Source organism: Silvania sp. (assembly GCF_051656365.1).
GTDB lineage: Bacteria > Pseudomonadota > Gammaproteobacteria > Enterobacterales > Enterobacteriaceae > Enterobacter > Enterobacter hatchlandensis.
Window position 1 is genome coordinate 99,304 of sequence record NZ_JBOGBT010000011.1, and the last position, 24,131, is coordinate 123,434.

Genomic DNA, 24,131 nt, shown 5'->3' on the forward strand with positions numbered 1-24,131 from the left:
CGTCAGGATTACGGCTGTTTAACGACGTTGATCATCCAGGGCACGCCGTATTGATCGGTCACTTTGCCGAACCCGTGCGCCCAGAAAGTCTCCTGCCAGGCCATCTCGACCGTGCCGCTGGCCGCCAGGCTGTCGAACCAGCGCTTGCCTTCGGCCACGTCCTGGGTATCGAGCACCAGCGTAAATCCCGAATAGTGAGCATTGCCGCTGAGCGTACCGTCACTCATCATGATATCGCTGCCGGCGATGCGCAGGTTGGCGTGGGCGATGGCGGTGTCGGGGAACTGCATGCCGGAGGGGCAACCTTCATCACTGCTTTGCCCGTCTTTGGGCATCTCGCCGAAGGTCATTTGATAGAGGAGTTCTGCACCGAGCGACTGCTGGTAGAAGGCCATCGCCTCTGTGCAGTTACCGGCAAAAGAGATGTAAGGACTTAATGGCATAATCTTTACCTCAGGTAAGAGAAGCCCATTAAGTTTAGTTGGCATAGGCCCGGTGAGCGAAGCGCAGCCGGGCGTATACCAGGATTATTAGTTCTTTTTGACGAACTCGGATTTGAGTTTCATTGGACCAAAACCGTCGATTTTGCAGTCGATGTTGTGATCGCCTTCGACCAGACGGATCCCTTTCACTTTGGTGCCAATCTTCAGCATCGACGAGCTGCCTTTAACCTTCAGGTCTTTGACCACAGTGACGTTGTCGCCGTCTGCCAGCAAATTGCCGTTGGCGTCTTTCACGATTAACACATCGCTATCTTGCGCGGGTTCTGCGTTATTCCATTCGTGGGCGCATTCCGGGCAGATGAACATGCCATTGTCTTCGTAAGTGTATTCAGAACTGCATTTTGGACAGTGTGGTAATTGCATGGTGTTCTCCTCAAAATAGTGCGAACCGGCGGCAATATGGCCCGCCAAAAATCGACAGATTGTCGAAAAAGGCGGCAAGTATAGCGCATGTCCTTACTGTTGTCGGTGATATTGTTTTTTATCCGCTGCTAAAAAAAGTGTTACCGGTGACATCACCTGTCGGCGACCTGAGTTCAGATACCCCATAGAAACAGCGGTCATTAAAAGCGAGAATATTTTATTGCGGCAAATTGATACGCCGGGGCATTTCGGATAAGGTGAAGACTCTTAAGATTTTTATTGCACTTGTCTGACCTGCTACGTTCTGTCTGGCAGGATGGATCCCCCCCATTTTGGGTGGGTAATAATGATTTAACCTGAATTTCCCAGAAATTGGTCTACGCTCTTATTCTTTCGGTTTCCCTGACCGAAGGAACGTGTGCCAACGGCTTACGCTATTAAGAATATATTTTGTCTGCGATCCGGGAATTATATTTCATTAAACATCTTTGCCGCACGTAATCATAAAAACCGAGCCTTCATTCTTAAAACTATTCGGTTAAATAAAATTTGTGTTAAGGGAACCTTTTGTTATGCACACACAGACAATATTTGAATTAAGCCAGGAAGCTGAGCGGCTACTCCAGCTCTCTTTACAGAATCTTGAGGCGCTGAGCGCGATGCCTGCAGCAATGCTGGAGAGCACAACTGCAGCCATGACCGGCGAAGTAAGCAATATTATTCCTTTGCATTTCAATGCCCGCGGCCTGGAAGCCCAGCAGTCAATGCTGAACAACGAGCTGCGTAAAATTACCCGTCTGGAGATGGTGCTGGCGATCGTCGGCACCATGAAGGCCGGGAAGTCGACCACCATTAACGCGATTGTTGGGACCGAAGTGTTGCCGAACCGCAACCGCCCGATGACCGCGCTGCCGACGCTGATTCGCCATACCCCCGGACAAAAGGAGCCGGTGCTGCATTTTTCGCACGTTGCACCGATCGATACATTAATAAGGCAGATGCAAAAGAAGCTCGCTAATTACGATCGTGGCAAGCTGGCGCAGCAGCTGGAAATTGATAAAGACATGAATGCGCTGCTTGGGCGCATTGAATCCGGCGAAGCGTTTGAAAAGCATTATCTCGGTGCTGAACCTATTTTTATCTGTTTAAAAAATTTAAATGATTTAGTGCGCCTTTCTCAGGTGGTGGGTGCTGACTTCCCTTTTGCTGCCTATGCGGCGATTGAAAATATTCCCGTTATTGAGGTGGAATTTGTCCATCTGGCCGGTCTCGATACTCATCTTGGGCAATTAACGTTGCTTGATACCCCCGGCCCCAATGAAGCCGGGCAGCCGCACCTGCAAAAAATGCTGACCGAGCAGCTCTCCCGCGCGTCGGCGGTGCTGGCGGTGATGGATTATACCCAACTGAAGTCGATTTCTGATGCTGAGGTACGTCAGGCCATTTCTGCCGTCGGCAAGTCGGTGCCGCTGTACGCGTTGGTGAATAAGTTCGATCAGAAAGACCGCAACAGCGATGACGAAGAGCAGGTGCGGGCGATGATCTCTGGCACGCTGATGAAGGGGCATATTTCCCCCGGGCAAATTTTTCCGGTGTCATCGATGTGGGGCTATCTGGCGAACCGCGCGCGTCACGAACTGGCGCTCTACGGCAAGCTGCCCAATCCGCAGGCGCAGCGCTGGGTGCAGGATTTTGCCGAAGCCGCACTGGGGCGCCGCTGGCGGACGGCCGATCTGGATGATATTGAACACGTTCGTCATTCTGCCGATCTGCTGTGGGAAGACTCCCTTTTCGAACAGCCGATCCGCAAACTGATCTACGCCGCCTACGCCAACGCCTCGCTGTATGCTCTGCGCTCTGCGTCGCATAAGCTCCTTAACTATGCCCAAAATGCCCGCGAGTATCTTGATTTTCGCTATCAGGGACTGACCATTGCCTTCGACGAGCTGCAGCGCAATATTACGCGGCTGGAAGAGGACATGGCGCTACTGCACAACCGGCAGGAGGTGGTCAGCGATGAGGTGAGGCATGAGGTGGAAGAGGCGCTGGAGGCGACGGAGATCTTTATCGCCACCCAGCAGAACGAGATCCTGTGCGCGATCGCCCCTATTTTCAGTCGGGAGAATATCCTCGATCTGGCGGGTCATGATGCCGCCAGCGTGCGCGCCGATGAACAGACCGCGCCGGAACAGCTGGTGCTGGACGACGAAGGGCAGGCGCAGATCCTGCTGAGTAAAATCCACTCCTCGTGCGAGCTGATACTGTTCGATGCCCAGAACAAAATTGCCCGTGAGCTGGGGCTGCGCTTCGATCAGCTGGAGTCGACGCTGGCCCGCTCGCTGAATGACGCTATGCGCCCGATTGAGCTGCGCATCAAGGATGAGCTAAGCCACGCCGGTTTTCGTGCGCGGATCAGCTTCCCGGCTTTCCAGGCGAATCAGCTTAACTTTAATACCCGGGGGTTGTTCAACGACGCCATTGCCCCTGAGAGCCCAACCAGCGGCCGGGGGCAGGGCGTGGGCGGCGTGCGTGATACCGTCTCACGCTGGCTGAATAATCCAGGCTGGGGCTGGGACGATTATGTGGTGACGCGCACCCGATACGTTATCAACGTGTCACAGCTGCACGAAAAATTTAAACGTCATATCGCGCATTTTTGTGAACAAATCCGTAAAGCTTTGGCCGCCCAGGTCGATGTCTCTGTTACAGCAGGCATGGCGACATTCTTTGCCGAATTCTCCTTATGTCTTGCAGGGTTACAGGAAAGCTTGCGTGATAGCCTCGCGGTGCGTCAGCAAAATGAGCATGCCACTCGTGCGCTCAGCCAGCTGTTGCAGCAGTGTATTACTACCGCGACGTGGATTCAGGAAGATACCCGACTGTTACGCGATGATATTCAAACGCTATTCGCGGCAGAGCAACCATGACAAAACAACTACTGGACGGTCCCGGGCGGACGCTGGAATGTATTCATCCTAAATTTATGGTCGACCTGGTTCAGGGCGGGGACGCGATGCGTCACGCCCCGCTGGCGTCGAAACAGCAGCAGTTTCGTGAACGTTTAAGCCAGGAGATCATGGCGCAGACGCAGCTTCGCCAGTGGGCGATGGGGGGAATGTTCAACGAAAATGCTGTGCTGCGGCTGGGACTGGCAGAGAAGCTGGCCGGGATGCTCGACCCCGGGCATCTTGCGCTGACCCGCATGACCCACACCTTAACCACGCTGAGCCAGCAGGCCAGACTGCGCAACCAACCGCCCATCGGCCTCGTACAGCAGTACGACATTCTCTCCTCACATTTTCATCAGCGCGCCGCCTTCAAAGAAAAAGCCCTCAGCCAGCGTGGCTTAACGGTGCAGGCGGGCGAGCACAGCGAACAGATTTTTACCCGCTGGCGCGCCGGGCACTACGACGGCTGGTCGCTGGCCGGGCGGGGCTATGTAGTGCTGGAGGAGCTGCGCTGGGGAGCATTTGGTGACGCCTGTCGGCTGGCGAATGCGGATGTCAGCGCGATGCTTAAAGACAATCTCCAAAGCATGGTGGCCAACTATCTGGCGCTGGGCATTAATGCCGCGCCGGCCACCCGCCATTTTTATCATCAGTGGCTGAACACGCCCAGTACCCCGGGCATTATCGACTATAAAGACATGCTGGGCTGGCTGGGAGACTGGTGCGATGGCGATCGCCATCCGGTGTGCTGGTCTGTGACGCAGAGCTGGCAGAATGTGGCGCTGGGTATGCCGAGACTCTGTTCGGCGACAAGGCTGGCAAAGGCGATGGTGGAAGAGGTGTTTGGCGAGTAGGTCAGGCAAGTTCACCCTCTCCCCGGCGGGAAGAGGGTGAAAAACTTAGTGGTGCAGAGACTCAGCCGGTGCAGGCTCGGCATCTTTAACCGGAATGTTGCCATAACGTTTGGCATACAGCGCGGTGATGATAGGCACCAGAATCGCCGTGACGATGACGCTTGCAGCAACCAGTGCAGTAGCGGAAGCCGCAACCGGTTCGAACGCCGGGTTAATCTGAGCGATAATCATCGGGTTCGCCACCGCAGCACCTGCGGCTGACGACGCGGCGACCCCCGCAGTACCGTTACCCCCACCAATGACGCGGTCGGCAAAAATCAGCGGAATACCGGTGATCACGATAACCGCTACACCCAGCGCAATACCCAGCAGGCCGGTCTGCATGATGACGTTCAGGTTAATGGTGTTACCCAGCGCGAAGCCGAAGAACGGGATCAGCACCGGTGTTGCTTTGCTGAAGAATTCGCGGAAATCGTGGTCCAGGTTGCCGAGGGCGAAACCGATCAGGAACGGCAGGACTGCGCCAATAAAGTGGTGCGGTTCAAACGATGCCAGACCTGCGGAACCGAGGATCAGCATGGTGACCAGCGGGCCGGATTCCAGCGACATCAGAACGAATGCACCGGACTCTTCTTTGGTGCCGTACTGGTTCATCAGGCTGGCGTACAGACCGCCGTTGGTCATGTCCATGGCTGAAACAATCGCCAGCACTGACAGGCCTGCGAAGAAGCCGGTCTGAATGCCATTTTCCGGAATAAACATCGCGCAGAGCATGGCGACAATCCAGGCAACGGCAATTTTGGTAATGACCAGGGTGCCGGATTTACGTAAAACGGTGCCCGTTGCGCGTAAATTAATGGAGGCGCCGATACAGAAGAACCAGACCGCCAGAATAGGAACCGTACCGGTAATCATCCCTTTGGTGAAACCACCAAAATAGGCCCCAGTATCAGGTGCTAACGTATTTAAGATTGCTCCCAGTACCAGCGGGACCAGCATCATCCCACCCGGAATGCGTTCAATCGCGGCTTTAATCTTCATCATCTACCCTCAGAACTCACCTCGCCAAACCCGGCGGGGGAGCTATAAAATAATCAAAATAAATTCAACGAGTTGCGACTAATGCTTGTCAGGATACCCGTGATTTTTGCTGTAAACATAATGCGTTTGGTATTGCTTACCTTCGCCTGAAGGCGGCCATACCGTCTGAACCGCAGTTATGATGCGATCGTTGGAATAATGATTCAATGAAAATAAAACAGTGTTTTAGTTATGTGGATCACATATTTTGCGGAAACCTACGATCCTCAACTTGATTATTAAAAAGTCTGTAAATTTGATGTGAAAAAATATGATGAACTTTTGATTTCATGGCAAATAATAACGCATGAAATATTATTTATCGGACCATGATTAAGGCTCGTCTGATAACGAAATCGTCAGAATCAAGACAATTGAGGAGTAACCCTGCAAAATATGTGTGAAGTTGATCACAAATATAAACGCTGGTAGGGTAAAGAGACCCCTAACTCTCCAGACAGGCGTCAACAGGTTCGGTTGTACTGTCAAGACAGGTCAGTGTAAGTAAACCTGCTACGCTTGATTAAGGAGAATGCGCATGAGGCGCTTCCCGGGTTCCACAGGCCGCATTTTTTCGTGCCGTGGTGAGATCGGGGCTTAGTCTACGAGGATAGCAATGCTTAAAAGGAAAAAAGTTAAACCCATAACCCTGCGCGACGTCACAATTATTGACGACGGTAAATTGCGCAAAGCGATCACCGCCGCCTCCCTCGGTAATGCGATGGAGTGGTTCGATTTTGGTGTGTACGGCTTCGTGGCCTATGCGCTAGGTAAAGTCTTCTTCCCCGGTGCCGATCCCAGCCTGCAGATGATTGCCGCGCTAGGGACCTTCTCTGTTCCTTTCCTTATTCGTCCGCTGGGCGGTCTGTTCTTCGGCAGACTGGGGGATAAATACGGCCGTCAGAAAATCCTCTCCATCACCATAATCATTATGTCGATCAGTACCTTCTGTATCGGCATGATCCCGTCGTATGCCAGTATTGGCATCTGGGCGCCGATCCTGCTGCTGCTTTGTAAGATGGCGCAGGGCTTCTCGGTAGGCGGTGAGTACACCGGCGCATCGATTTTCGTTGCCGAGTATTCCCCGGACCGTAAGCGCGGCTTTATGGGCAGCTGGCTCGACTTTGGCTCGATTGCCGGGTTTGTGCTGGGCGCGGGCGTGGTGGTGTTGATTTCCACCGTGGTGGGCGAAGAGAACTTCCTTGAATGGGGCTGGCGTATTCCGTTCTTCCTGGCGCTGCCGCTGGGTATTATCGGCCTCTATCTGCGTCACGCGCTCGAAGAGACCCCGGCGTTCCAGCAGCACGTGGATAAGCTGGAGCAGGGCGATCGCGAAGGCCTGCAGGAAGGTCCGAAGGTTTCGTTTAAAGAGATTGCCACCAAACACTGGCGCAGCCTGTTGACCTGTATCGGTCTGGTGATCTCCACCAACGTGACCTACTACATGCTGCTGACCTATATGCCGAGCTATCTGTCGCATAACCTGCACTACTCAGAAGATCACGGTGTGCTGATTATTATCGCCATCATGGTGGGGATGCTGTTTGTGCAGCCGATTATGGGCCTGCTGAGTGACCGCTTCGGCCGTCGTCCGTTTGTTATTTTCGGTAGCGTGGCGCTGTTCTTGCTGGCTATCCCGGCCTTTATCCTGATTAACAGCAACATGCTCAGCCTGATTTTCGCCGGTCTGTTGATGCTGGCGGTGATCCTGAACTGCTTTATCGGGGTGATGGCCTCGACGCTGCCGGCGATGTTCCCGACGCATATTCGCTACAGTGCGCTGGCGGCAGCGTTTAATATCTCGGTTCTGATTGCCGGCCTGACCCCGACTCTGGCGGCCTCGCTGGTGGAAAGCACCCAGAACCTGATGATGCCGGCTTACTACCTGATGGTGGTTGCAGCTATCGGTCTGGTGACCGGCCTGACGATGAAAGAGACCGCCAATCTGCCGCTGAAAGGGGCGACCCCGGCCGCGTCGGACCTGCAGGAAGCAAAAGAGATCCTGCGCGAGCATCACGACAATATTGAGCAGAAGATAGAAGATATCGATGCAGAAATTACCGCGTTGCAGGCCAAGCGCACGCGACTTGTCGATCAGCACCCCCGAATTAACGAGTAACCTTCAAGCCTGACTCCGGTCAGGCTTTTTTTTTGTTTTGTCGATGCCCCCCTGCAACGCCCTCAGCCGCGAAAGTTTATTGGCGCTTTTATAAGAACGTGCATACGCTATATGTAAGTTAATGCCCTTTTTTCAGCGACCACTGCGTCGGGACCCATACTTGTAAATATTCACGGGGCGTTATTATTCATTTTGATAATTTTTATGTGCGACTCCGCTCAATCATCGAGACATTATGGTGTTTTCTTGATGGCACAGGGTAAGTAAGGCTGAACTAAAAAAATAATAAGTGAGTCTGTTTATGCTGAGAAATTCGCAAAAGATTACTCATGGACGATATCCACTCATTATTAAATTAATTGATTTTTTCGCAATTAATTTCATTCTGATCGCCAGCGCGTGGTTCTTGAAAATAGAGCCCTTCGATACTGTTATTCTGATCAGCTTATTGTACTCGACGGCTTTTTTACTGTTTGGTGAGTACACCCAGTGCTATCAGTACCGCCCGAAGAACAACAAAATACGTAGCCAGCGGCGTCTGTTCTTAACCGCGTTCTTAGCCATTCTGTTTATCGGTTTTGTGCGTATTCTGGTCTCCGAACTGCATTCCCGTGGTTACCTGAGCGCAATGGATGTCCGTGATATTCCTGCGTCACCGTTCTGGTATGCCGCGCCCGTTGTTTTTTTGTATGCCGTGCGTCTGGTCATCTTCAAGCTCTCTGCGAAAAAAAGGATCCGGGTGGCCATTATTGGCATTACCGACAATGGCCTGGCGGCGGAAATGGCGCTGCGCAAAGAGTATTCCGACATTCAGCTGGAACTGGCCTTCTATGACGAACGGGAACCTTCGCGGCTGGGGGAGCTGGCGAAAAAAATCACCAGCCCCTATGAGGGGTCGGTGCTGAATTTGGTTGAAGCCGCGCAGGCGAGCAAGGTTGACGAGATTTATATCGCCCTGCCAATGGTGGCGCTGGAGCGCATCCGTCATTTTCTGGCGATGATGTCGGATACCACGGTCAATACCTATATCGTGCCGGACTTTTACGCCTACAGCACCAATATGTCGCAGTTACGCTCGATCCATAATTTGCAAACCATTGGCATCTTCGCTTCTCCGCTGGATGGGGGAGGCTCGTTTATTAAACGCGCGGAAGATCTGGTTCTGGGCAGCGTAATTATGCTAATGATTGTGTCGTTAATGCTGGTGATTGCCATTGGAATAAAGCTCACGTCGCGTGGGCCGGTGTTCTTTAAGCAGGATCGCTATGGCCTGAGCGGGCAGAAAATAAAAGTCTGGAAGTTCCGCACCATGAAAGTGATGGAAAATACCGACACGGTGGTGCAGGCGACGCGGGATGACCCTCGGGTGACGCGCTTTGGCGCATTCTTACGCCGGACCTCACTGGATGAACTTCCGCAGTTCATCAACGTGTTGCAGGGGAATATGTCAATTGTCGGTCCGCGGCCGCACGCTGTGGCACACAATGAACTTTACCGTAAGCAGGTCGAAAACTACATGATTCGCCATAAAGTGAAGCCCGGTATCACCGGGTTAGCACAAATTAAAGGTTATCGTGGGGAAATTGACGCGCTCTATAAAATGGAAAAACGGGTTCAGTACGACATTGAATATATTCAAAATTGGTCCTTGTGGTTAGATATAAAAATTATCATTAAAACCATTTTTAAGGGATTTGTCGGCAAGAATGCATATTAAAATAATGGTTATCGCCGGAATCATGGTGTCTCCGGTTGCCTGGGCAGAATTAACACCTAAATCACACATTGGCTTTGCGGGCATCGACTTCCAGAGCAACGTTGCCGCGGACTACGGTCAGAACGATAACGTCACTTATCAACCCCATGACAGCGATGCGAAAAGCTCCGCGTTTATGGGCCTGCGGCCGGTGATCACCCTGACCGGCGAGCGCTATCAGGATCAGTATCTGCTGATGTACTCCGGCGACTATCGGCAGTATTCCAGCGATTCTGCGGATAACTACGACGATCACTTCTTCCGCTTCAATGGGGCATGGCGCTATGGCCTGATGCACGGTCTGAGCCTGAACCTGCAGGATTCCCTTGGGCACGAGCAGCGGGGCCGCGGCGTGACGGAGGGTTTTCTGCCGGACCAGTTCCGCCAGTACGGCATTCGTTCCCCGCTGACCACTAATTTCTTCGACAGCGAACTTCGTTACAGCTACGGTGCGCCAAAAGGGCGGGGCAAGGGCGAAATCGCGCTGGGTCATAAAAAGCTGACCTACGGCAATACCCAGGATGCGCAAAATGCGAGTGCCGATTTTTATCAGTACATTCGTGAAGAAGAATGGGATGAAAATAGCCTGGTCGCAGAAATTTTCGATCAGTACACATCTCAGACGCGTTTTCGCTATAGTTTTATTACCAACCAGCGTCGTTACGATAATGACCCGGAAAAAGACAGTAATGAATACTATTTGCGTTATGGCGTAAAGACGCAGCTGACCGGGAAAACAAACGTCGATGCGAACCTGTCGTGGCTGTATAAAACGTTTGAGAATAACCCAGGTTCGAAGGACTTTAATGGACTGAACTGGGACATTCAGGGCGAATGGAAGCCGCTTAAACAGTCGACATTTACCTTACGCACCTCGCAAAGTATTTCTGATCCTTCGGAGGCGGGTGGATATATTTTAGTGACCCAGTATGGTCTTTCATACAAACATTTATGGATGAACGACCGGCTCTCGACTTTGGTTGATTACACCTATACGACAGAAGACTATAAAGACCAGAACAAGGATCGTCATGATAAGAACGGGTTATTCACCGTTGCGGTGAGTTACGATCTGACGCCATCTATCAATTTTGGCGTTGAATATCATCTAGATACGCTTAAGTCTAATAAAGAGACAGATTCATTCACCATCGGACCCAATGACGATCAGGTCGTGCTGAGAACGTTGGGCTATGACGCATCTTTAATTATGCTTACAGCTAAGGTACAGATTTAAAATGAAAATAATGAACCTGTGCGTCCTTGTGCTACTCAGCGCCCTGTTGGCGGGCTGTTCGACGTCTCCTCCGCCATTAATGGATGATACGACGGTGAATGCCGACGAGTATTTACTCGGTGCCGGTGATACCGTCAATATTAATGTGGCTAATCAGCCTGACTTAACCATGCGCGTTGTCCTCGATAATAGTGGGACGATTAATTATCCCTATATCGGCAAGCTGGTATTAAAGGGTAAAACCGCAAGCCAGGTTGATGCGGAGATTACCCAGCGTCTACTCAAAGGTTATCTGGAACGGCCAATGGTGACCGTCAATATTGCTGAGTTCCGCAAATTCTATATCTCAGGCGAAATCGAGAATCCGAACGGTTATGCCTATGAACCCGGTATGACCGTCGAAAAAGCCATTGCCCTCGGCGGCGGTTTTACCGATCGCGCAGACCGCAAAGATTTAAGCCTCCGCAAGGCCAGCACGGGCGAGTTACTCAACAATGTTGATGTCACTCACTCTGTTCACCCCGGTGATATCCTTATTATTGGTATGGGGTTCTTCTGATGACGAAACTCTCAATGGTGGAAAATGGCAAAACACGGGAAAGCGCTATCGCTGTCTCAAAATTTGCCGGCGAAATTAGACAGAACCTGTGGAAAATTGTCCTGGTCGGCATTATTGCCGGGGCGATAGCGTGGGTTTTAATGAGTTTTATGTCATCGAAGTATATTTCGACGGCAACGGTGTTGATCAAAGCTCAGCCCGATAATGTGACGCCATTCCAGCAGGTTGAGGGCTATGACTCTACCCGAAACGGCTATTACGAAACGCAAAACGCGCTGATGCAGTCGCGCGTGGTGCTGGAGCAGGCCGTTCGCTCCCTGAAACTCGATCAAAATCCGGCGTTCATCGGTACCAAAACCGACAGCGCCTCGGCCAATGACAGCGAGCAGCAGCGAATCGATCGGGCGCTGAAAACGATGCAGAAAGACCTCACCATCAGCAGCGTGCGCACTACCCACCTGGCGACGGTGTCGTATGAATCCACCTCGCCTCAGCTGTCGGCAGATGTCGCCAACGGCGTGGCGCAGGCATTTATCAATTACACCCTTGCCCTCAAGCAGCAGAAAACCGGCAAGGCCCGGGATGATAACCAGCAGAAGCTGCAGGAACTCCAGCAGCAAATTGTTAAGCAAAAGGCCGCGCTGGATGCCTACCTGGCAAAAGAGGGGCTGTTGACCTTCCGCGGCGTCGACGGGTTTGAAACCGAACAGATGGGGATTGTCACCAACCGTCTGGCGGATGCGACCCAGCGTCGCGTGGCGGCCGAGTCGCTGTATAACGAAGTCCGCGCAGGGCGTTCATCGGGAAGCGTGATTTCGCTGCCGTCGGTGTCGAACCATGCCCAGATCCAGGATTTACGCATCGCGCTGATTCAGGCCAACAGTGCGCTGTATGAGCTGCGCAAATCCTACGGGCCGCAGCATGAAAAAATCCTCCAGGCGCAGGAGCGTATCCGGGCCATTCAGGATCAAACCGGGATGGCGTTAAGAGAGCAGCAGATTGGTTTGCGCCAGAGCTACGAGGCCGCGCTGGCGGACGAGAAAAATTATCAGCAGCAGCTGGAACAGCAGAAAGCGAACTTCCAGAAGATGTCGATGAAGCGCGACGGTTACAACGACCTGAAGCTGACGCTGGATAAGACCGAAGAGATGTATAAAGTGGTCTATCAGCGTACCCAGGAGCTGACATTGCCGGGCTCGTATACCGATGCCGATGCGGTGATCTACGATCCCGCCGTCCCGGCCGAACGGCCAGCAAAACCGAATAAGCCGCTGCTGTTGCTGATGGTTGTTCTGCTGGTGATGGTCTTCTACATGCTGTACTTGATTGTTAAAGCGGCGATGGATCGCTCGGTGAACACCCTCAGCCAGATGCAAAAACGCCTTGGCCTGGCGCCGCTGGGGGAGATCCGCCGCTTTACGGGGGCAGACGGGCGCAGCAACATTCGCAACCTGATTACCAACGATCCGCTTAATGCCGACATCATTCACAGCATCCGTACCCACATCATTCTGCATCAGCTGCCGCTGAAGGTGATAGCGATCGCCTCGACCGAGGGCGGGGAAGGGCGTTCTCTGCTGGCGAACCTGCTGGCGAACTCCCTTAGCTTTGACCAGAAGACGCTGATTATCGATATGGATTTCTTTAACAGCGATGGCCTGTCGGGCGAGCTGGGTTCACCGAAGGCACCGGGCGTGGCGGAAGTGTTGTGCGGCGAGAGCAGCGTTGACAATGTGCTGGTGACACTCAGCGACAGGCTCGACTTCCTGCCGCGCGGCACGAGCAGGGTCTCGTCTTTGCTGTTGCTGTCGCCGGAACGTCTCAAGCCGCTATTGGCGACCCTGCGTACCCGCTACCAGCGCATCATCATTGACGTGGCGGCGGTTAATCAGAGCCAGGATGTGCAGCTGATTAGCCCGGTGACGGATGGCCTGATCTTCGTCCTGAAAGCGGGTCTCTCGTCTTCCGATACCATTGGCGCCGCCATTGATAAGGTCACCCTCAATCGCGGGGTCGTGATTGGTGGGGTGATAAATCAGGTGGTGGATAAAAACCTGGAAACCAAAGAGGGGTTACGTTCACTCAATCACCATACCCATGAACTGATGAACAGCACAGGTCGGGCATGAGTTTACTGAAGAGCGCATCCACGATAGCTGGATCGTCAGTGATTTCTCAGCTGATCGGCGCCCTGTCGATCTGGCTGATTTCACATAAGTACGATCTGGGTGAAGTGGGGCTGTATGCGCTCAACTACAGCATTGCCTTGATTGGCGCGCAGGTGTGTACCTTTGCCTCGCAGCTGCTGATCCCCCGGCAGCCGGATGATGAACTCACCCAGAACGTGGTGTTTTGTCTTCTGCAGAGCCTGCTGGTCGCCGTGCCATACGCCGTGCTGACGGCCTGGTTGTTTGATCAGAATGTGTTCTTCCTCTACCTGCTTACCCTGTCGAATACCTGGGTGCTGGTGGCGGAAAACCTCTCCCTGCGCACGGCCAACTTCCGCTTTCTGGTGGTCCAGCGTATTTCCGTTTCGGTGGTGGTGGTGCTCTCGGTGCTCCTCACCAGCCAGGTGATGGCTTTTTACTGGGCGTGGGCGGTGTCGATGATGGTGCTGACCGCGGCCTGCATTCTGTGGGCATTTGATGTTCGCAGCATTACGCTGCATCACCTGCTTCCCGCCAGTAATCTGGCATTTCTCAGAAAACATATCCACCACCTCAGCAAAGTCGGCAGTGCCGAAGTGCTGGCGATGGCCAACAGCAACCTGCCGATCATGCTGATCAACTTCTGGTTCTCGGCCCTGACGGCGGGCTATTTTTCGGTGGTCAGTCGCTTCTGTCTGGCCCCGGTGGTGATTGTGGGCAACGCGGTGCGCAATACCATTTTCTCGAAATGGTCGATTGATTTCAGAAACAACGTATTCAATTACCAGGAGTATACGAAGGTGCGTATGCTGCTGTTAACGCTGGGGATTATCTGCACGCTGGGGGTTTTTATTTTTTACCCGATCGTGATGAATCTGGGCTTCAGCGAGGAGTGGATTAACTCGGTCCCCACGTCGCGCTATATGCTGCCGTACCTGTTCCCGGCGCTGGCGGTCTGTCCGCTGACGGTGATTGAGCTTATCTTCGGCTCGCACCGGTATTTTCTGCGCATTCAGCTCGAGCAGCTGGCGATTGTGATCATGGCTTTTGTGGTGGTGCCGTATTTTTACAATGACTACGCCACCGCCATTATTCTCTTTTCGATTCTGACGTTTGTTCGCTACGCGTTTATCTACCTGAAAGTGAATAAGCGCGCCGATATGCTGAAAAACGGGTCGGTGACATCATGAATCTCAATACCGGACATTACTTACAGACCTTCGCCCTGTTAACCCTGATGGTCTGCGGGCTGGTGCAGTATTTTACCGGCGCGCAGGCGGTGCTGTGGCTGCCCTTTTTCATGACCCTGCTGATGAGCGGCCTGCTGGTACTCCAGACCCGGGATGAACCCCTGCAACTGGATGCCCAGGAGACCATTATTCTGGCGCTGTACATTTCATTTCTGGCGCTGGTCGGCATTTCGACCCTGTTCCAGGGCGGGGCGTTGATTACGCTGATTGGCTTTAAAAATGAGCTTGCGCTGTCGCTGGTGATGGTCAGCCTGCTGCTGGGGTTCTGCCGCGAGTCGCAGATCTATCGGGTAACGCGCGGGATGTACTGGGTGTTTTACGCCCAGTTCCCGGTGGCGCTGTACCAGCTGATCGTTGTTCTGCCGCAGCGTGTGGCGCTGCACGGTGAAGAGGAAAAGTGGGACTCCGTCGTGGGGACCTTCGGCGGTGACCCGATGGGCGGTGGGAATACCGCCGCCATGGGTTTGTTTTGTCTGCTGATCATGCTGCTGAAAGTCTCGGAATATAAACATGGCCTGACGAGCTTCAAATCTATGGCCCTGCATATCGTGCTGGGGTTTGTGATGTGTATCGTCGGCGAGGTCAAATTTGTGATCCTCCTGTCGCCGCTGCTGCTGGCGTGGGTATGGCTGATGCCGTCTTACGTTAAGGACGTGAGTAAAGTCAGCCTGACCGTGCTGTTGTCCATTTTTGCCGGAATGGCGCTGCTGATCGGGCTGGCGATTGTGGTCCTCGCCTACGGCTATGCATCGGCGTTTGGCAGCGATCCGACGCTGAGCGCCTTCACCATCTTCCTGAACTCGATGGACTATATCTTCGATCCGAATTACATCATGCCCAGCGGGGAGGTCGGCCGTATTACCACGCTGCTGTTCTGGCTGAAAAACAGCGATTTGTCCGGGCTGCCGGGCACGCTGTTTGGCTACGGTCTGAATGCCACCAACAGCGGCAGCGCCTTGTCTCCCGGCTTCCTCAACCGGGTCTACAACTTGATCCTCGATTCCACCTCGTTGAGTATGCTGCTTTGGGAAGTGGGGGTCATCGGCACGCTGATGTTTATCGGCCTGTTTGTCTACATTCTGAAAGTGATCCAGCCTGAACCGCTGCTGTCGCTTGAACAGCTCGACAAAGCCGATCTTCATCTGCTGAGTTTTGCCCCAGCCTTTAACGTCTTTTCCATCGCCTGTTTATTGAGTCTGCCGTACAGCCAGATATTGATGATCATCCCTATGTTGCAATTTTTATTCTATCTGGCGTTAGGGTCCAGTCTGGTTATTCGTCGGACCGTACGTCGCTATGCGGGACAGTATTAGATGCAGAAACCTTTTATCTCCGTCAGTATCAAAACGTTAAACGAAGCCGAATGTATTGAGAAAACCATCGATAGCATTCGCAGCCAGTTAGCCGATTATCCGCATAAAATTATTGTGGCGGATAGCCTGTCCACGGATAACACCCAGCAGCTCGCCAGCAATAAAGGCGTGATGGTGGTGTCGTTAACGGAGCCGGAGGATCGCTCCTGCGGCGTGGGGCATCAGCTTGGCTATCTCTACAGTGAAGGCGAATACATCCTGCTAATGGACGGTGACATGGAGCTGGAGCCGGGCTTTATCGACCATGCAGTGGCGTTTTTGCAGGACAACCCGACGTATGCGGGCGTGGCCGGTACGGTGGAGATGGACGAGGCGTCAAACTATGAGTTCACCTCACGTAAGCAGCGCATCAATAAGATTTACCCGCTGGGGGATAACGACCATTTAGGCGGCGGCGGATTGTATCGCCGCTCGGCGATTGCGGATGTGGGCTACCTGACCAACCGCAGCCTGCACGCTTACGAAGAGGCAGAGTTAGGCATGCGCCTGCTGACGGCGGGCTATAAGCTGCGTCGTCTGGACGTGCCCTATTTCCGCCATACCTCGCACTCGCTGCCAACGCTGAAGATGCTGTGGTTTCGCTGGAAAAGCGGGTTTCACCAGGCGCCGGGCGAACTGCTGCGCAGCGCGTGGGGTAAGCCTTATTTTCGCCATGCGCTTAATATGGTCAAAAACGAAGTGATCTTCGCGGGCTATATCCTGTTCGTTCTGATAGCGTTTTTGACCCTGGACGTCAGCCTGATTGATATCGCGCTGCTGCCGCTGCTGGCCTTTATCCTGCTCAAGACTATTCAGAATCGTTCCTTCAAAAACGGCCTTAACAGCGTGGTTAACCTCGCCGTGCTCTCTGCCGGGCTGATCAAGGGACTGTTCCACCCGCTTCGCGATCCGAGGGTTCCCCCCAGCAATAAAGTGGTTCATGACCAGGGGGACCAATGAAAGTTTTGATGGTGAATAAGTTCTTCTTTATTAAGGGCGGCGCGGAAACGGTGTACTTTCAGGAACGTAATATGCTGAAAGCGGCCGGCGTGGAGGTGATTGATTTCTCCATGCAGCACGCGAATAACTTTTCGTCTGACTATGCTGACTACTTCGTCAGCAACGTGGATTACCACAAAGAGGGCGGGTTGCTGGCGGGGGTCAAAACCGCCGTCAATTTTATTCACAATCGTGAAGCCTGCAAAAAGATGCTGGCGCTGCTGGAAAACGCGCGCCCGGATATTGTCCATTTTCACAATATCTATCATCAGCTGACCCCGGCTCTGATTAAGGTCGCCCGTGATTTTGGCTGTAAGACCGTGCTTACTGCCCATGACTACAAGATTATGTGCCCGTCGTACTCGATGCTGCGCGATGGCAAGGTGTGCGATGCCTGCGTAACCGGCACGGTATTTAATGCCTTTCGCTACCGCTGTCAGGAGGGATCGGCCTCGAAGAGCCTGCTGCTGTCACTGGAAGCCACCTGGCAGTACATTGCGCAAAATTATCAGGCGCTGGACGTTATCGTCTCTCCAAGCGAATTTCTGCGCGGCCAGCTGAAGCGGACCCTGCCGGATTCCCGTATCGACGTGATTGTGAACGGCATGGACGACAGTCAGATGCCCGATACCACCGTAGATGAGGGTTATCTGCTGTACGTGGGTCGCCTGAGCCGGGAAAAAGGGGTGCCTACCCTGACCCAGGCGCATGAGAAAATGCGCAATAAGGTGCCGCTGAAAATTGTCGGTCACGGGCCGCTGCATGATGACATGGTAGCGAGATACCCCCATGCCGAGTTCCTCGGCTACGTCCAGCAGGGTCCGGCGCTGAATGCACTGATCCAGAACGCCAGAGCGGTGGTGCTCCCGTCAGAATGTTATGAGAACTGCTCCATGTCGGTGCTGGAGGCGATGGCCTTTGCCCGGCCGGTGGTCGGGGCCCGCATTGGCGGGATCCCGGAGCAGGTGCGACACGGCGTTGAAGGGCTGCTGTTTGAACCCGGCAATGTTCAGGATCTGGCTGATGCGTTGGACAGGATGGCGGAAAATCCGGCCCAGGCCCGGGAGATGGGACTGAAAGCCCGCGAGCGTCTTTGCCAGAAATATTCGCTGCGCAAGCACATGGAGTCGTTGCAGGCGCTGTATACCGAATTGCTCAGCAGGCCCTGACATGTTCAAAAAAATCACGGTGTTTGGCACGCGCGGGATCCCCGACGTACTCGGCGGGGTGGAAACCCACTGCCAGAATCTGTACCCGGCAATCCGCAACCAGTTTGAGGTAGAAATTTGCGTCATCGCCCGCTCGCCCTACGTCAGCTACCGGCGTTCGCGCTACAAAGATGTGGAAACCCTGGCCCTGTGGGCGCCGAAAAAACGCAGTCTTGAAGCCATTGTCCACTCCGTTGTCGCGGCGTTCAGGACAGTCGTCGACCGATCCGATATTGTGCATGTTCACGCCATCGGGCCGGGGCTGGTGGTGCCGCTGTTACGCCTGCTGGGCAAGCGGGTGGTCTTTACCCATCATGGGCCGGACTACGAGCGCCAGAAGTGGGGCTGGGCGGCAAAACAGATCCTGATGCTGGGTGAGAAAGTGGCGGTGAAGTATGCCCATGAAGTGATCGTCATCTCTGAGGTCATTAACCAGATCATTCAGAAGAAGCATGGCCGCCGCGATGCGCATCTGATTTATAACGGTGTCCCTGCGCCGCAACCGCTGGATGATGCGTTGATCGACAGGATCCTCGGCCGCTACGGTTTGCAGCCCGGGAACTACATTGTGATGGTCGGGCGCTTCGTCGAAGAGAAGGGGATGCATGATGCCCTCGCCGCTTATCAACAGTCGGGCCTGACGTTGCCGCTGGTGCTGGTGGGCGATGCGGATCATCCCACGGAATACAGCACGCGGCTGAAGCAGGATGCGCTACAAACCCCGAATGTGGTGCTGACGGGGTTTTTAAAGGGCGAAGCGCTGCAGGTTGTCTTCTCTCAGGCGTCTCTGTTTGTGATGCCCTCTTACCACGAGGGGCTGCCGATTGCGCTGCTGGAAGCGATGTCGTTTTCGCTGCCGGTGGTGGTGAGCGACATTTTGCCGAATCTTGAGGTCGGCTTACCGGCTGAGACCCATTTCAGAGTGGGTGACGTTGCTGATTTAGCACAGAAAATGACAAGATGGCAGAATACGCCCCGGATTGATTACCATGACTATCTGCAGCATTACGACTGGCATGAAATCGCCAGGAAAACCGTGTCTGTCTATCATCGCTTATACAAAACAACAGGTTAAAATTGTCCAGTAAGTCCAGAAACCCAATAGTGATTGACCGCTTTTATGAAGCGCTTGATGAAAACGTGATTGCAGAATTGACCCCGGAGCAAAAGCAAGAGATCGAGAACGCGATTATCTCGGTGACGCTCGCTTCACGGCACAGGGTCGATATTCGTCGCGGTTTTCCCTTCTTCGGTAAACGCTACTATATGGTGTTTTTACTGGGGCGGGATTTACGCAAGCGCATACGTCCGGAATCCAGGCTGTCGCGTGTCGTGGTGACCTTTCTGATCCTGTTCGCCACGCTGTTCTTCCTGTTTTGCATCCTGCTGACACTGTATATGATCAAATCCGCCCTCGGGATTGACGTGTTTCAGCATTTCCACGTTGGGATCTGGGACTGGTGGCTTAACCTCAGGGATCGTTAAGGCGGTCGCCACCGGGTTTGTGGGTTCAGGGGCGATAGCCGCCCGGGTTGTTTTTCTGCCAGTTCCAGGCGTCGCGCATCATCTCATCCAGATTGCGGGTGGCCTGCCAGCCCAGCTGCTGGCGTGCCAGAGAAGAATCTGACCAGCACTCGGCCACGTCTCCGGAGCGTCTGCCGACAATCCGGTAGTTGATGGTGGTCTGTGCCGCTTTTTCGAAGGCCTTAATCAGGTCAATCACCGAATAGCCCACCCCGGTACCAAGGTTTATAGCTTTAAACGCGCCGCCTTCGGCTTTATGGTCCAGCGCGGCGAGGTGGCCGCTGGCGAGATCCATGACGTGGATGTAGTCCCGGATGCCGGTGCCGTCCGGCGTCGGGTAATCATTGCCGAACACGGTCAGGCACTCCAGCTTGCCGATGGCCACCTGCGAAATATAGGGCACCAGATTATTGGGAATGCCGTTCGGATCTTCGCCCAGCCGCCCGGAAGGGTGTGCACCCACCGGATTGAAATAGCGCAGGCAGGTAATCGTAAATTCCGGATGTGCGACAGAGAAGTCAGCCAAAATCTGTTCGACCATCAGCTTAGAGGTGCCGTAAGGGTTAGTGGTGCCGCCGGTGCGCGACTGTTCGCTCAGAGGGACTTTATCGGGATTGCCATACACCGTGGCGGAAGAGCTAAATATAAGGCTGTTCACCCCCGCCAGCGCCATTTCATTCAACAGCACCATCGTTCCGACAACATTATTTTCGTAATAGGCCAACGGTTTTTTTATCGACTCAGAAACGGATTTAAGCCCGGCAAAGTGAATAACGTCAGTGATGGCATGCCGGGCGAAAACGGTTTTCAGGGCCTCGCGGTCCAGAATGTCGGCGATGTACACTGCAGGTGCTTTACCGGCTAATTGCGCAACCCGGGTTAATGATTCTTGTGAGGCGTTAGAGAGATTATCGATGACGACGACATCTTCATCCCTTTCGAGTAATGCCAGCACCGTATGCGAACCGATATATCCTGCGCCACCCGTAACCAGAATCGCCATAATCTCTCTCCGTCATTCAGTTAAATAGACGCTTTCGATGATTAACCATGATTTTATAAGATAGCTTTTTCAACGTAGAGAGCACGCTGAAGGTCAGTCTTTTTGTATCGTAGACAATATAATTGTCGGTGAAATTCAGAGTGTGAATGCCGTCACTGTTATTTATCGAAGAACTTATTCGGCCCACCAGTTTTTCTTCGTATTTATCCGGCGTCAGGCGGGTGAGTTCTTTAATAAAGATAGATTTGCCGTACACCTCAGGGTTGCACTCCTGGGTGAAAATGTACGTTTTACCGTTAACCGTATAGGGTGCGCCCGCGCCGCGCAGGTGTTCATTACAGACATCCAGCGTGGGGGAGATGAGCCTCCAGTCGCCGAAAACGCTGTCGGCAGTGTGGATGACCATCTCATTGTCCATGCTGGTAGATACCAGATAACTCAGGCCATTCAGCCCGAAGATGACGTTATCCGTTACCGCTAAATCGGAAACCAGCACTTTGACTTTTTCCCAGCGTGCGGGGAAATCAACGCACCGGAATAAGATAATTTCTTTTCTTTCCGACGACTCCGGGATCATAAAAAGCTGACCGTCGAGGTGGAACAGGAACGGGAAGGAGAGATGACACTTTAATTCATCAAAGCCATCCAGTTTAACATCATCAATTTCAACGAGATCTTTATTCAGAATACGACAGCGTAGTACACCTTTTGAATTTAGAAAAGAGAACGCCTCATAAAAAACGTACAGGTGATCGCCTTTGTCGATAATAAAGGGGTCGGCCTGGAAGATATATTTCTTATCCAGCTGCTGTGCTTTAGCATTGTTGAGGATTTCCAACGTGTTTTGCGGAAAAACATGTTGCCCCTTGCTATTAATAACCATGATATCCCAGGACTCATGGAAGAACAGCTTCTTGATAAGCTTATTGTTTTTATTCAACATTTTATCATTTTACTCATGAGTAAAATTAAATAAGCCGGAGATGATAAAAGCGTCTATACGTAAAGCTGGCAGCAGAATTAATCGCAACAATCACTATTTCCAGGTGTTGACATTACTTTGCAAAGAGAGTGTGTCAGCATTAAACTCAGCTGAAGAGATGCTTGCCGCTCTACACAGTATACGATCAAATTTATCATAGCGAATGAATACAACGCGGACGCGGGTATATCTGTCCCTACAACCTTAAATCCGCTCTTTGCATAAAGAAATAATAGTTTTGGGTGAGTCCCACATTTTATCGCAGCGATTAACGGCCCGCTGGCGCAATGTCGGCAGGAATCCGGGCATAAGGGGCATTCAATGCGCTTAAACGATCTGTACTGCAAAAAAAGAAGTGTGCTGTTGCTGGCAGTGGGGGGGCTGTCATTCTCCTCGACGCCTGTTCAGGCCGAGCCTGTGCAAACCGTTAATCCCGTGGCCATCACAACCCCTTTGGTCAATCCCGGGAATGGGGTGGCCAGTTTTCATGGCGGCTTTGGTGACAACCTCGGTCCGGCGCAATATCCGGATACCGGTATCGAGTACCGCCGCTATTACTGGAGCGAGCTTGAGCCCAAAGAAGGGCAGTTTAACTTTGCGTTAGTTGATGAGGCCTTTGCCGCGGCAGCCCGGCATCAACCGGCCATGAACGTCGGTTTACGTTTTATGATCCTCGATGGGCCGGAGTCCGGATCGAAAATTCCCCAGTGGTTGATCGATAAAGGTATAAAAGGAGACTGGACGACGGATGATAAAACCTTTGCCCCGGATCTGAACGATCCTACCTTTATACGTTATGCGCAGCGCCTCCTTAATACGTTCGGGGCGCGTTACGGCAAGAACCCGGAACTGGCGACGCTCGATATTGGTATCGTCGGTGCCTGGGGGGAGTGGCATAACAGCAATTTCCCGAACCTCAAGCCGCTGCATGAGCGTTACACCACCGAGCAGCTTAACCGCTACGTCGACATGCATTTCACCGCTTTCCCCGACACGCCGAAGATCATGCTTATCAGCGGGGAAGGCTCGCTGGTATATGCCGCCAAAAAAGGGGCTGGCTGGCGGGCGGACTGCTGGGGCGACTGGCGCAATTTTGGCCCTGACTGGAACCATATGCGCGATGATTACCCGCAGCGCATCGAGGCTGCCCAGTCCAGCTGGTCGGGGTTCAATCAGGTCTGGCAAAAAGCCCCGGTTAGCTTTGAGATCTGCGGGCATATGGCGGAATGGCTCAGCGTGCAGCGCTACACCCGTGAAGAAGTGCAGGCCACCTTTGACTGGGCGCTGGCGCAACACGCCAGCACTATTAACCTTAAGTCCACCGACGTGCCGAAGGTATACCGCGATATTGTCGACAAGGCGCTGGCCAAAATGGGGTACCGCTTCCGGGTGGTGTCACTGACCCATCCGGCGAGCGTAAGGGCCGGGCAAAGCCTCGCGCTTAACAGCAGCTGGTCAAACGATGGGGTGGCACCGATTTATCTGCGCTATACCCTGGCCTGGCGGCTGCAGGATAAGCGCGGGCAGACCGTTGCCCAGGGCAGCGCCGGGGATGACATCCGTCAGTGGCTGCCGGGCAGCCAGCGTTCCGGGTATCAGCTGGCGACGCCGCGCAATCTGGCGGCAGGGCAATACCATCTGGACGTAGGGTTGCTGGATAAGAACGGCCTGCCGCGTATTCAGTTGGCCAATGAAGGTAAGCAGGACGACGGATGGTATCGCCTCTCATCGGTAATGATTAACTGACAGCAATACGCAAAAACAGGAACCCAGCCGAGGCTGGGTTCTTTCTTTCTATATATAGATACGTAATTTCCCGCTAAAGCGTCCGTTCGTCCCCAGAATACCCCCCTTTTTCTGTGTCTGAGAGGGGTGATTTCCGCCAGCCTGTGGATAATTCTGTGTGTAAACGGGTATAAGGCGGGGTTTTGCTGTGGAATGCAGCAGTCAGTCATTTTTCTGCAATTTAACTGTTGCGGCCTGCGGAGAACTCCCTATAATGCGCCTCCATCGACACGGAACATGTGAACAACTTCACAAGGTGACCGAGACGATAAGAGGTTGAGACAGTAACTGTCCACCTCGAGTTACAAGCGAAAGCGGTAACTCACTGCTCTTTAACAATTTATCAGACAATCTGTGTGGGCACTCAAAGTGACATGGATTCTTAACGTCGCAAGACGAAAAATGAATACCAAGTCTCTGAGTGAACATACGTAATTCATTACGAAGTTTAATTCACGAGCA

At 53.1% G+C, this 24,131-nt stretch carries 19 protein-coding genes; 14 read left to right on the forward strand and 5 right to left on the reverse strand.

Annotated elements, in window-relative coordinates; all coding sequences use genetic code 11:
- Positions 1 to 8: 8 nt before the first annotated feature.
- Together yjdN and ACRDD5_RS02030 are read right to left on the reverse strand one after the other, a co-directional pair.
- The gene (gene yjdN / locus ACRDD5_RS02025) at positions 9 to 443 is read right to left on the reverse strand and encodes a VOC family metalloprotein YjdN (protein WP_438675749.1); all 435 of its coding nucleotides are present in this window, start codon (positions 441 to 443) and stop codon (positions 9 to 11) included.
- 87 nt (positions 444 to 530) lie between these two features.
- The gene (locus ACRDD5_RS02030; RefSeq protein ID WP_271281342.1) at positions 531 to 866 is read right to left on the reverse strand and encodes a zinc ribbon domain-containing protein YjdM; all 336 of its coding nucleotides are present in this window, start codon (positions 864 to 866) and stop codon (positions 531 to 533) included.
- A gap of 572 nt (positions 867 to 1,438) precedes the next feature.
- Here ACRDD5_RS02030 and crfC point away from each other — a divergent pair.
- Both crfC and ACRDD5_RS02040 read left to right on the forward strand, forming a co-directional pair.
- Positions 1,439 to 3,793: a clamp-binding protein CrfC gene (gene crfC / locus ACRDD5_RS02035; protein WP_438675750.1), complete on the forward strand. Its 2,355-nt coding sequence runs from the start codon at positions 1,439 to 1,441 to the stop codon at positions 3,791 to 3,793.
- On the forward strand, positions 3,790 to 4,668 hold the full coding sequence (locus ACRDD5_RS02040; protein WP_271281344.1) for a diguanylate cyclase regulator RdcB family protein: 879 nt from the start codon (positions 3,790 to 3,792) through the stop codon (positions 4,666 to 4,668). The genes crfC and ACRDD5_RS02040 overlap by 4 nt, the downstream gene beginning before the upstream one ends.
- Before the next feature lie 45 nt (positions 4,669 to 4,713).
- Here the strand turns inward: ACRDD5_RS02040 and kdgT are convergent, their stop codons facing one another.
- Positions 4,714 to 5,709, reverse strand: a complete 996-nt coding sequence (kdgT, locus tag ACRDD5_RS02045; RefSeq protein ID WP_271281362.1) for a 2-keto-3-deoxygluconate transporter — start codon at positions 5,707 to 5,709, stop codon at positions 4,714 to 4,716.
- Between the two features lie 655 nt (positions 5,710 to 6,364).
- On the opposite strand from kdgT, the gene proP reads away from it, so the two are divergent.
- The 11 genes from proP (at position 6,365) to ACRDD5_RS02100 (ending at position 19,860) form a co-directional block, all read left to right on the forward strand.
- Positions 6,365 to 7,867, forward strand: a complete 1,503-nt coding sequence (proP, locus tag ACRDD5_RS02050; protein WP_438675751.1) for a glycine betaine/L-proline transporter ProP — start codon at positions 6,365 to 6,367, stop codon at positions 7,865 to 7,867.
- A 301-nt stretch (positions 7,868 to 8,168) separates the two neighbouring features.
- Positions 8,169 to 9,584: an undecaprenyl-phosphate glucose phosphotransferase gene (locus ACRDD5_RS02055; RefSeq protein WP_438675752.1), complete on the forward strand. Its 1,416-nt coding sequence runs from the start codon at positions 8,169 to 8,171 to the stop codon at positions 9,582 to 9,584.
- A complete protein-coding gene (locus tag ACRDD5_RS02060) occupies positions 9,574 to 10,860 on the forward strand; it encodes an outer membrane beta-barrel protein (RefSeq protein WP_271281347.1) in 1,287 nt (428 codons plus the stop codon). Before ACRDD5_RS02055 ends, ACRDD5_RS02060 begins: the two co-directional genes overlap by 11 nt.
- A 1-nt stretch (position 10,861) precedes the next feature.
- Entirely contained in the window at positions 10,862 to 11,419 is a 558-nt protein-coding gene (locus tag ACRDD5_RS02065) for a polysaccharide biosynthesis/export family protein (protein ID WP_271281348.1), read from the forward strand.
- Positions 11,419 to 13,548, forward strand: coding sequence for a GumC family protein (locus ACRDD5_RS02070; protein WP_438675753.1), 2,130 nt, complete (start codon positions 11,419 to 11,421; stop codon positions 13,546 to 13,548). The genes ACRDD5_RS02065 and ACRDD5_RS02070 overlap by 1 nt, the downstream gene beginning before the upstream one ends.
- A complete protein-coding gene (locus tag ACRDD5_RS02075; RefSeq protein WP_271281350.1) occupies positions 13,545 to 14,756 on the forward strand; it encodes a lipopolysaccharide biosynthesis protein in 1,212 nt (403 codons plus the stop codon). The genes ACRDD5_RS02070 and ACRDD5_RS02075 overlap by 4 nt, the downstream gene beginning before the upstream one ends.
- On the forward strand, positions 14,753 to 16,129 hold the full coding sequence (locus ACRDD5_RS02080) for a capsular biosynthesis protein (protein WP_438675754.1): 1,377 nt from the start codon (positions 14,753 to 14,755) through the stop codon (positions 16,127 to 16,129). Before ACRDD5_RS02075 ends, ACRDD5_RS02080 begins: the two co-directional genes overlap by 4 nt.
- Complete coding sequence (locus ACRDD5_RS02085) at positions 16,130 to 17,128, forward strand: glycosyltransferase (RefSeq protein WP_271281352.1); 999 nt, start codon at positions 16,130 to 16,132, stop codon at positions 17,126 to 17,128.
- Positions 17,125 to 18,336 (forward strand): glycosyltransferase family 4 protein, encoded by a 1,212-nt coding sequence (locus ACRDD5_RS02090; RefSeq protein ID WP_438675755.1) that lies wholly within the window; start codon positions 17,125 to 17,127, stop codon positions 18,334 to 18,336. Before ACRDD5_RS02085 ends, ACRDD5_RS02090 begins: the two co-directional genes overlap by 4 nt.
- 1 nt (position 18,337) lies before the next feature.
- Positions 18,338 to 19,450, forward strand: coding sequence for a glycosyltransferase family 4 protein (locus ACRDD5_RS02095; protein ID WP_438675756.1), 1,113 nt, complete (start codon positions 18,338 to 18,340; stop codon positions 19,448 to 19,450).
- Positions 19,451 to 19,452: 2 nt separating this feature from the next.
- Positions 19,453 to 19,860: a hypothetical protein gene (locus ACRDD5_RS02100; protein ID WP_271281355.1), complete on the forward strand. Its 408-nt coding sequence runs from the start codon at positions 19,453 to 19,455 to the stop codon at positions 19,858 to 19,860.
- A gap of 25 nt (positions 19,861 to 19,885) precedes the next feature.
- Here the strand turns inward: ACRDD5_RS02100 and galE are convergent, their stop codons facing one another.
- Positions 19,886 to 20,902, reverse strand: coding sequence for a UDP-glucose 4-epimerase GalE (gene galE, locus ACRDD5_RS02105; protein ID WP_271281356.1), 1,017 nt, complete (start codon positions 20,900 to 20,902; stop codon positions 19,886 to 19,888).
- Positions 20,903 to 20,918: 16 nt separating this feature from the next.
- Complete coding sequence (locus ACRDD5_RS02110) at positions 20,919 to 21,845, reverse strand: glucosamine inositolphosphorylceramide transferase family protein (protein ID WP_271281357.1); 927 nt, start codon at positions 21,843 to 21,845, stop codon at positions 20,919 to 20,921.
- Between the two features lie 360 nt (positions 21,846 to 22,205).
- On the opposite strand from ACRDD5_RS02110, the gene ACRDD5_RS02115 reads away from it, so the two are divergent.
- Positions 22,206 to 23,630: a DUF4832 domain-containing protein gene (locus tag ACRDD5_RS02115; protein ID WP_438675757.1), complete on the forward strand. Its 1,425-nt coding sequence runs from the start codon at positions 22,206 to 22,208 to the stop codon at positions 23,628 to 23,630.
- The last annotated feature ends 501 nt before the right edge of the window (positions 23,631 to 24,131 follow it).

Bases quoted from the DNA above. Each gene is read 5' to 3' on its own strand.
- yjdN (WP_438675749.1), bottom strand. From the start codon at position 443: ATGCCATTAAGTCCTTACATCTCTTTTGCCGGTAACTGCACAGAGGCG.
- ACRDD5_RS02030 (WP_271281342.1), bottom strand. From the start codon at position 866: ATGCAATTACCACACTGTCCAAAATGCAGTTCTGAATACACTTACGAA.
- crfC (WP_438675750.1), top strand. From the start codon at position 1,439: ATGCACACACAGACAATATTTGAATTAAGCCAGGAAGCTGAGCGGCTA.
- ACRDD5_RS02040 (WP_271281344.1), top strand. From the start codon at position 3,790: ATGACAAAACAACTACTGGACGGTCCCGGGCGGACGCTGGAATGTATT.
- kdgT (WP_271281362.1), bottom strand. From the start codon at position 5,709: ATGAAGATTAAAGCCGCGATTGAACGCATTCCGGGTGGGATGATGCTG.
- proP (WP_438675751.1), top strand. From the start codon at position 6,365: ATGCTTAAAAGGAAAAAAGTTAAACCCATAACCCTGCGCGACGTCACA.
- ACRDD5_RS02055 (WP_438675752.1), top strand. From the start codon at position 8,169: ATGCTGAGAAATTCGCAAAAGATTACTCATGGACGATATCCACTCATT.
- ACRDD5_RS02060 (WP_271281347.1), top strand. From the start codon at position 9,574: ATGCATATTAAAATAATGGTTATCGCCGGAATCATGGTGTCTCCGGTT.
- ACRDD5_RS02065 (WP_271281348.1), top strand. From the start codon at position 10,862: ATGAAAATAATGAACCTGTGCGTCCTTGTGCTACTCAGCGCCCTGTTG.
- ACRDD5_RS02070 (WP_438675753.1), top strand. From the start codon at position 11,419: ATGACGAAACTCTCAATGGTGGAAAATGGCAAAACACGGGAAAGCGCT.
- ACRDD5_RS02075 (WP_271281350.1), top strand. From the start codon at position 13,545: ATGAGTTTACTGAAGAGCGCATCCACGATAGCTGGATCGTCAGTGATT.
- ACRDD5_RS02080 (WP_438675754.1), top strand. From the start codon at position 14,753: ATGAATCTCAATACCGGACATTACTTACAGACCTTCGCCCTGTTAACC.
- ACRDD5_RS02085 (WP_271281352.1), top strand. From the start codon at position 16,130: ATGCAGAAACCTTTTATCTCCGTCAGTATCAAAACGTTAAACGAAGCC.
- ACRDD5_RS02090 (WP_438675755.1), top strand. From the start codon at position 17,125: ATGAAAGTTTTGATGGTGAATAAGTTCTTCTTTATTAAGGGCGGCGCG.
- ACRDD5_RS02095 (WP_438675756.1), top strand. From the start codon at position 18,338: ATGTTCAAAAAAATCACGGTGTTTGGCACGCGCGGGATCCCCGACGTA.
- galE (WP_271281356.1), bottom strand. From the start codon at position 20,902: ATGGCGATTCTGGTTACGGGTGGCGCAGGATATATCGGTTCGCATACG.
- ACRDD5_RS02110 (WP_271281357.1), bottom strand. From the start codon at position 21,845: ATGTTGAATAAAAACAATAAGCTTATCAAGAAGCTGTTCTTCCATGAG.
- ACRDD5_RS02115 (WP_438675757.1), top strand. From the start codon at position 22,206: ATGCGCTTAAACGATCTGTACTGCAAAAAAAGAAGTGTGCTGTTGCTG.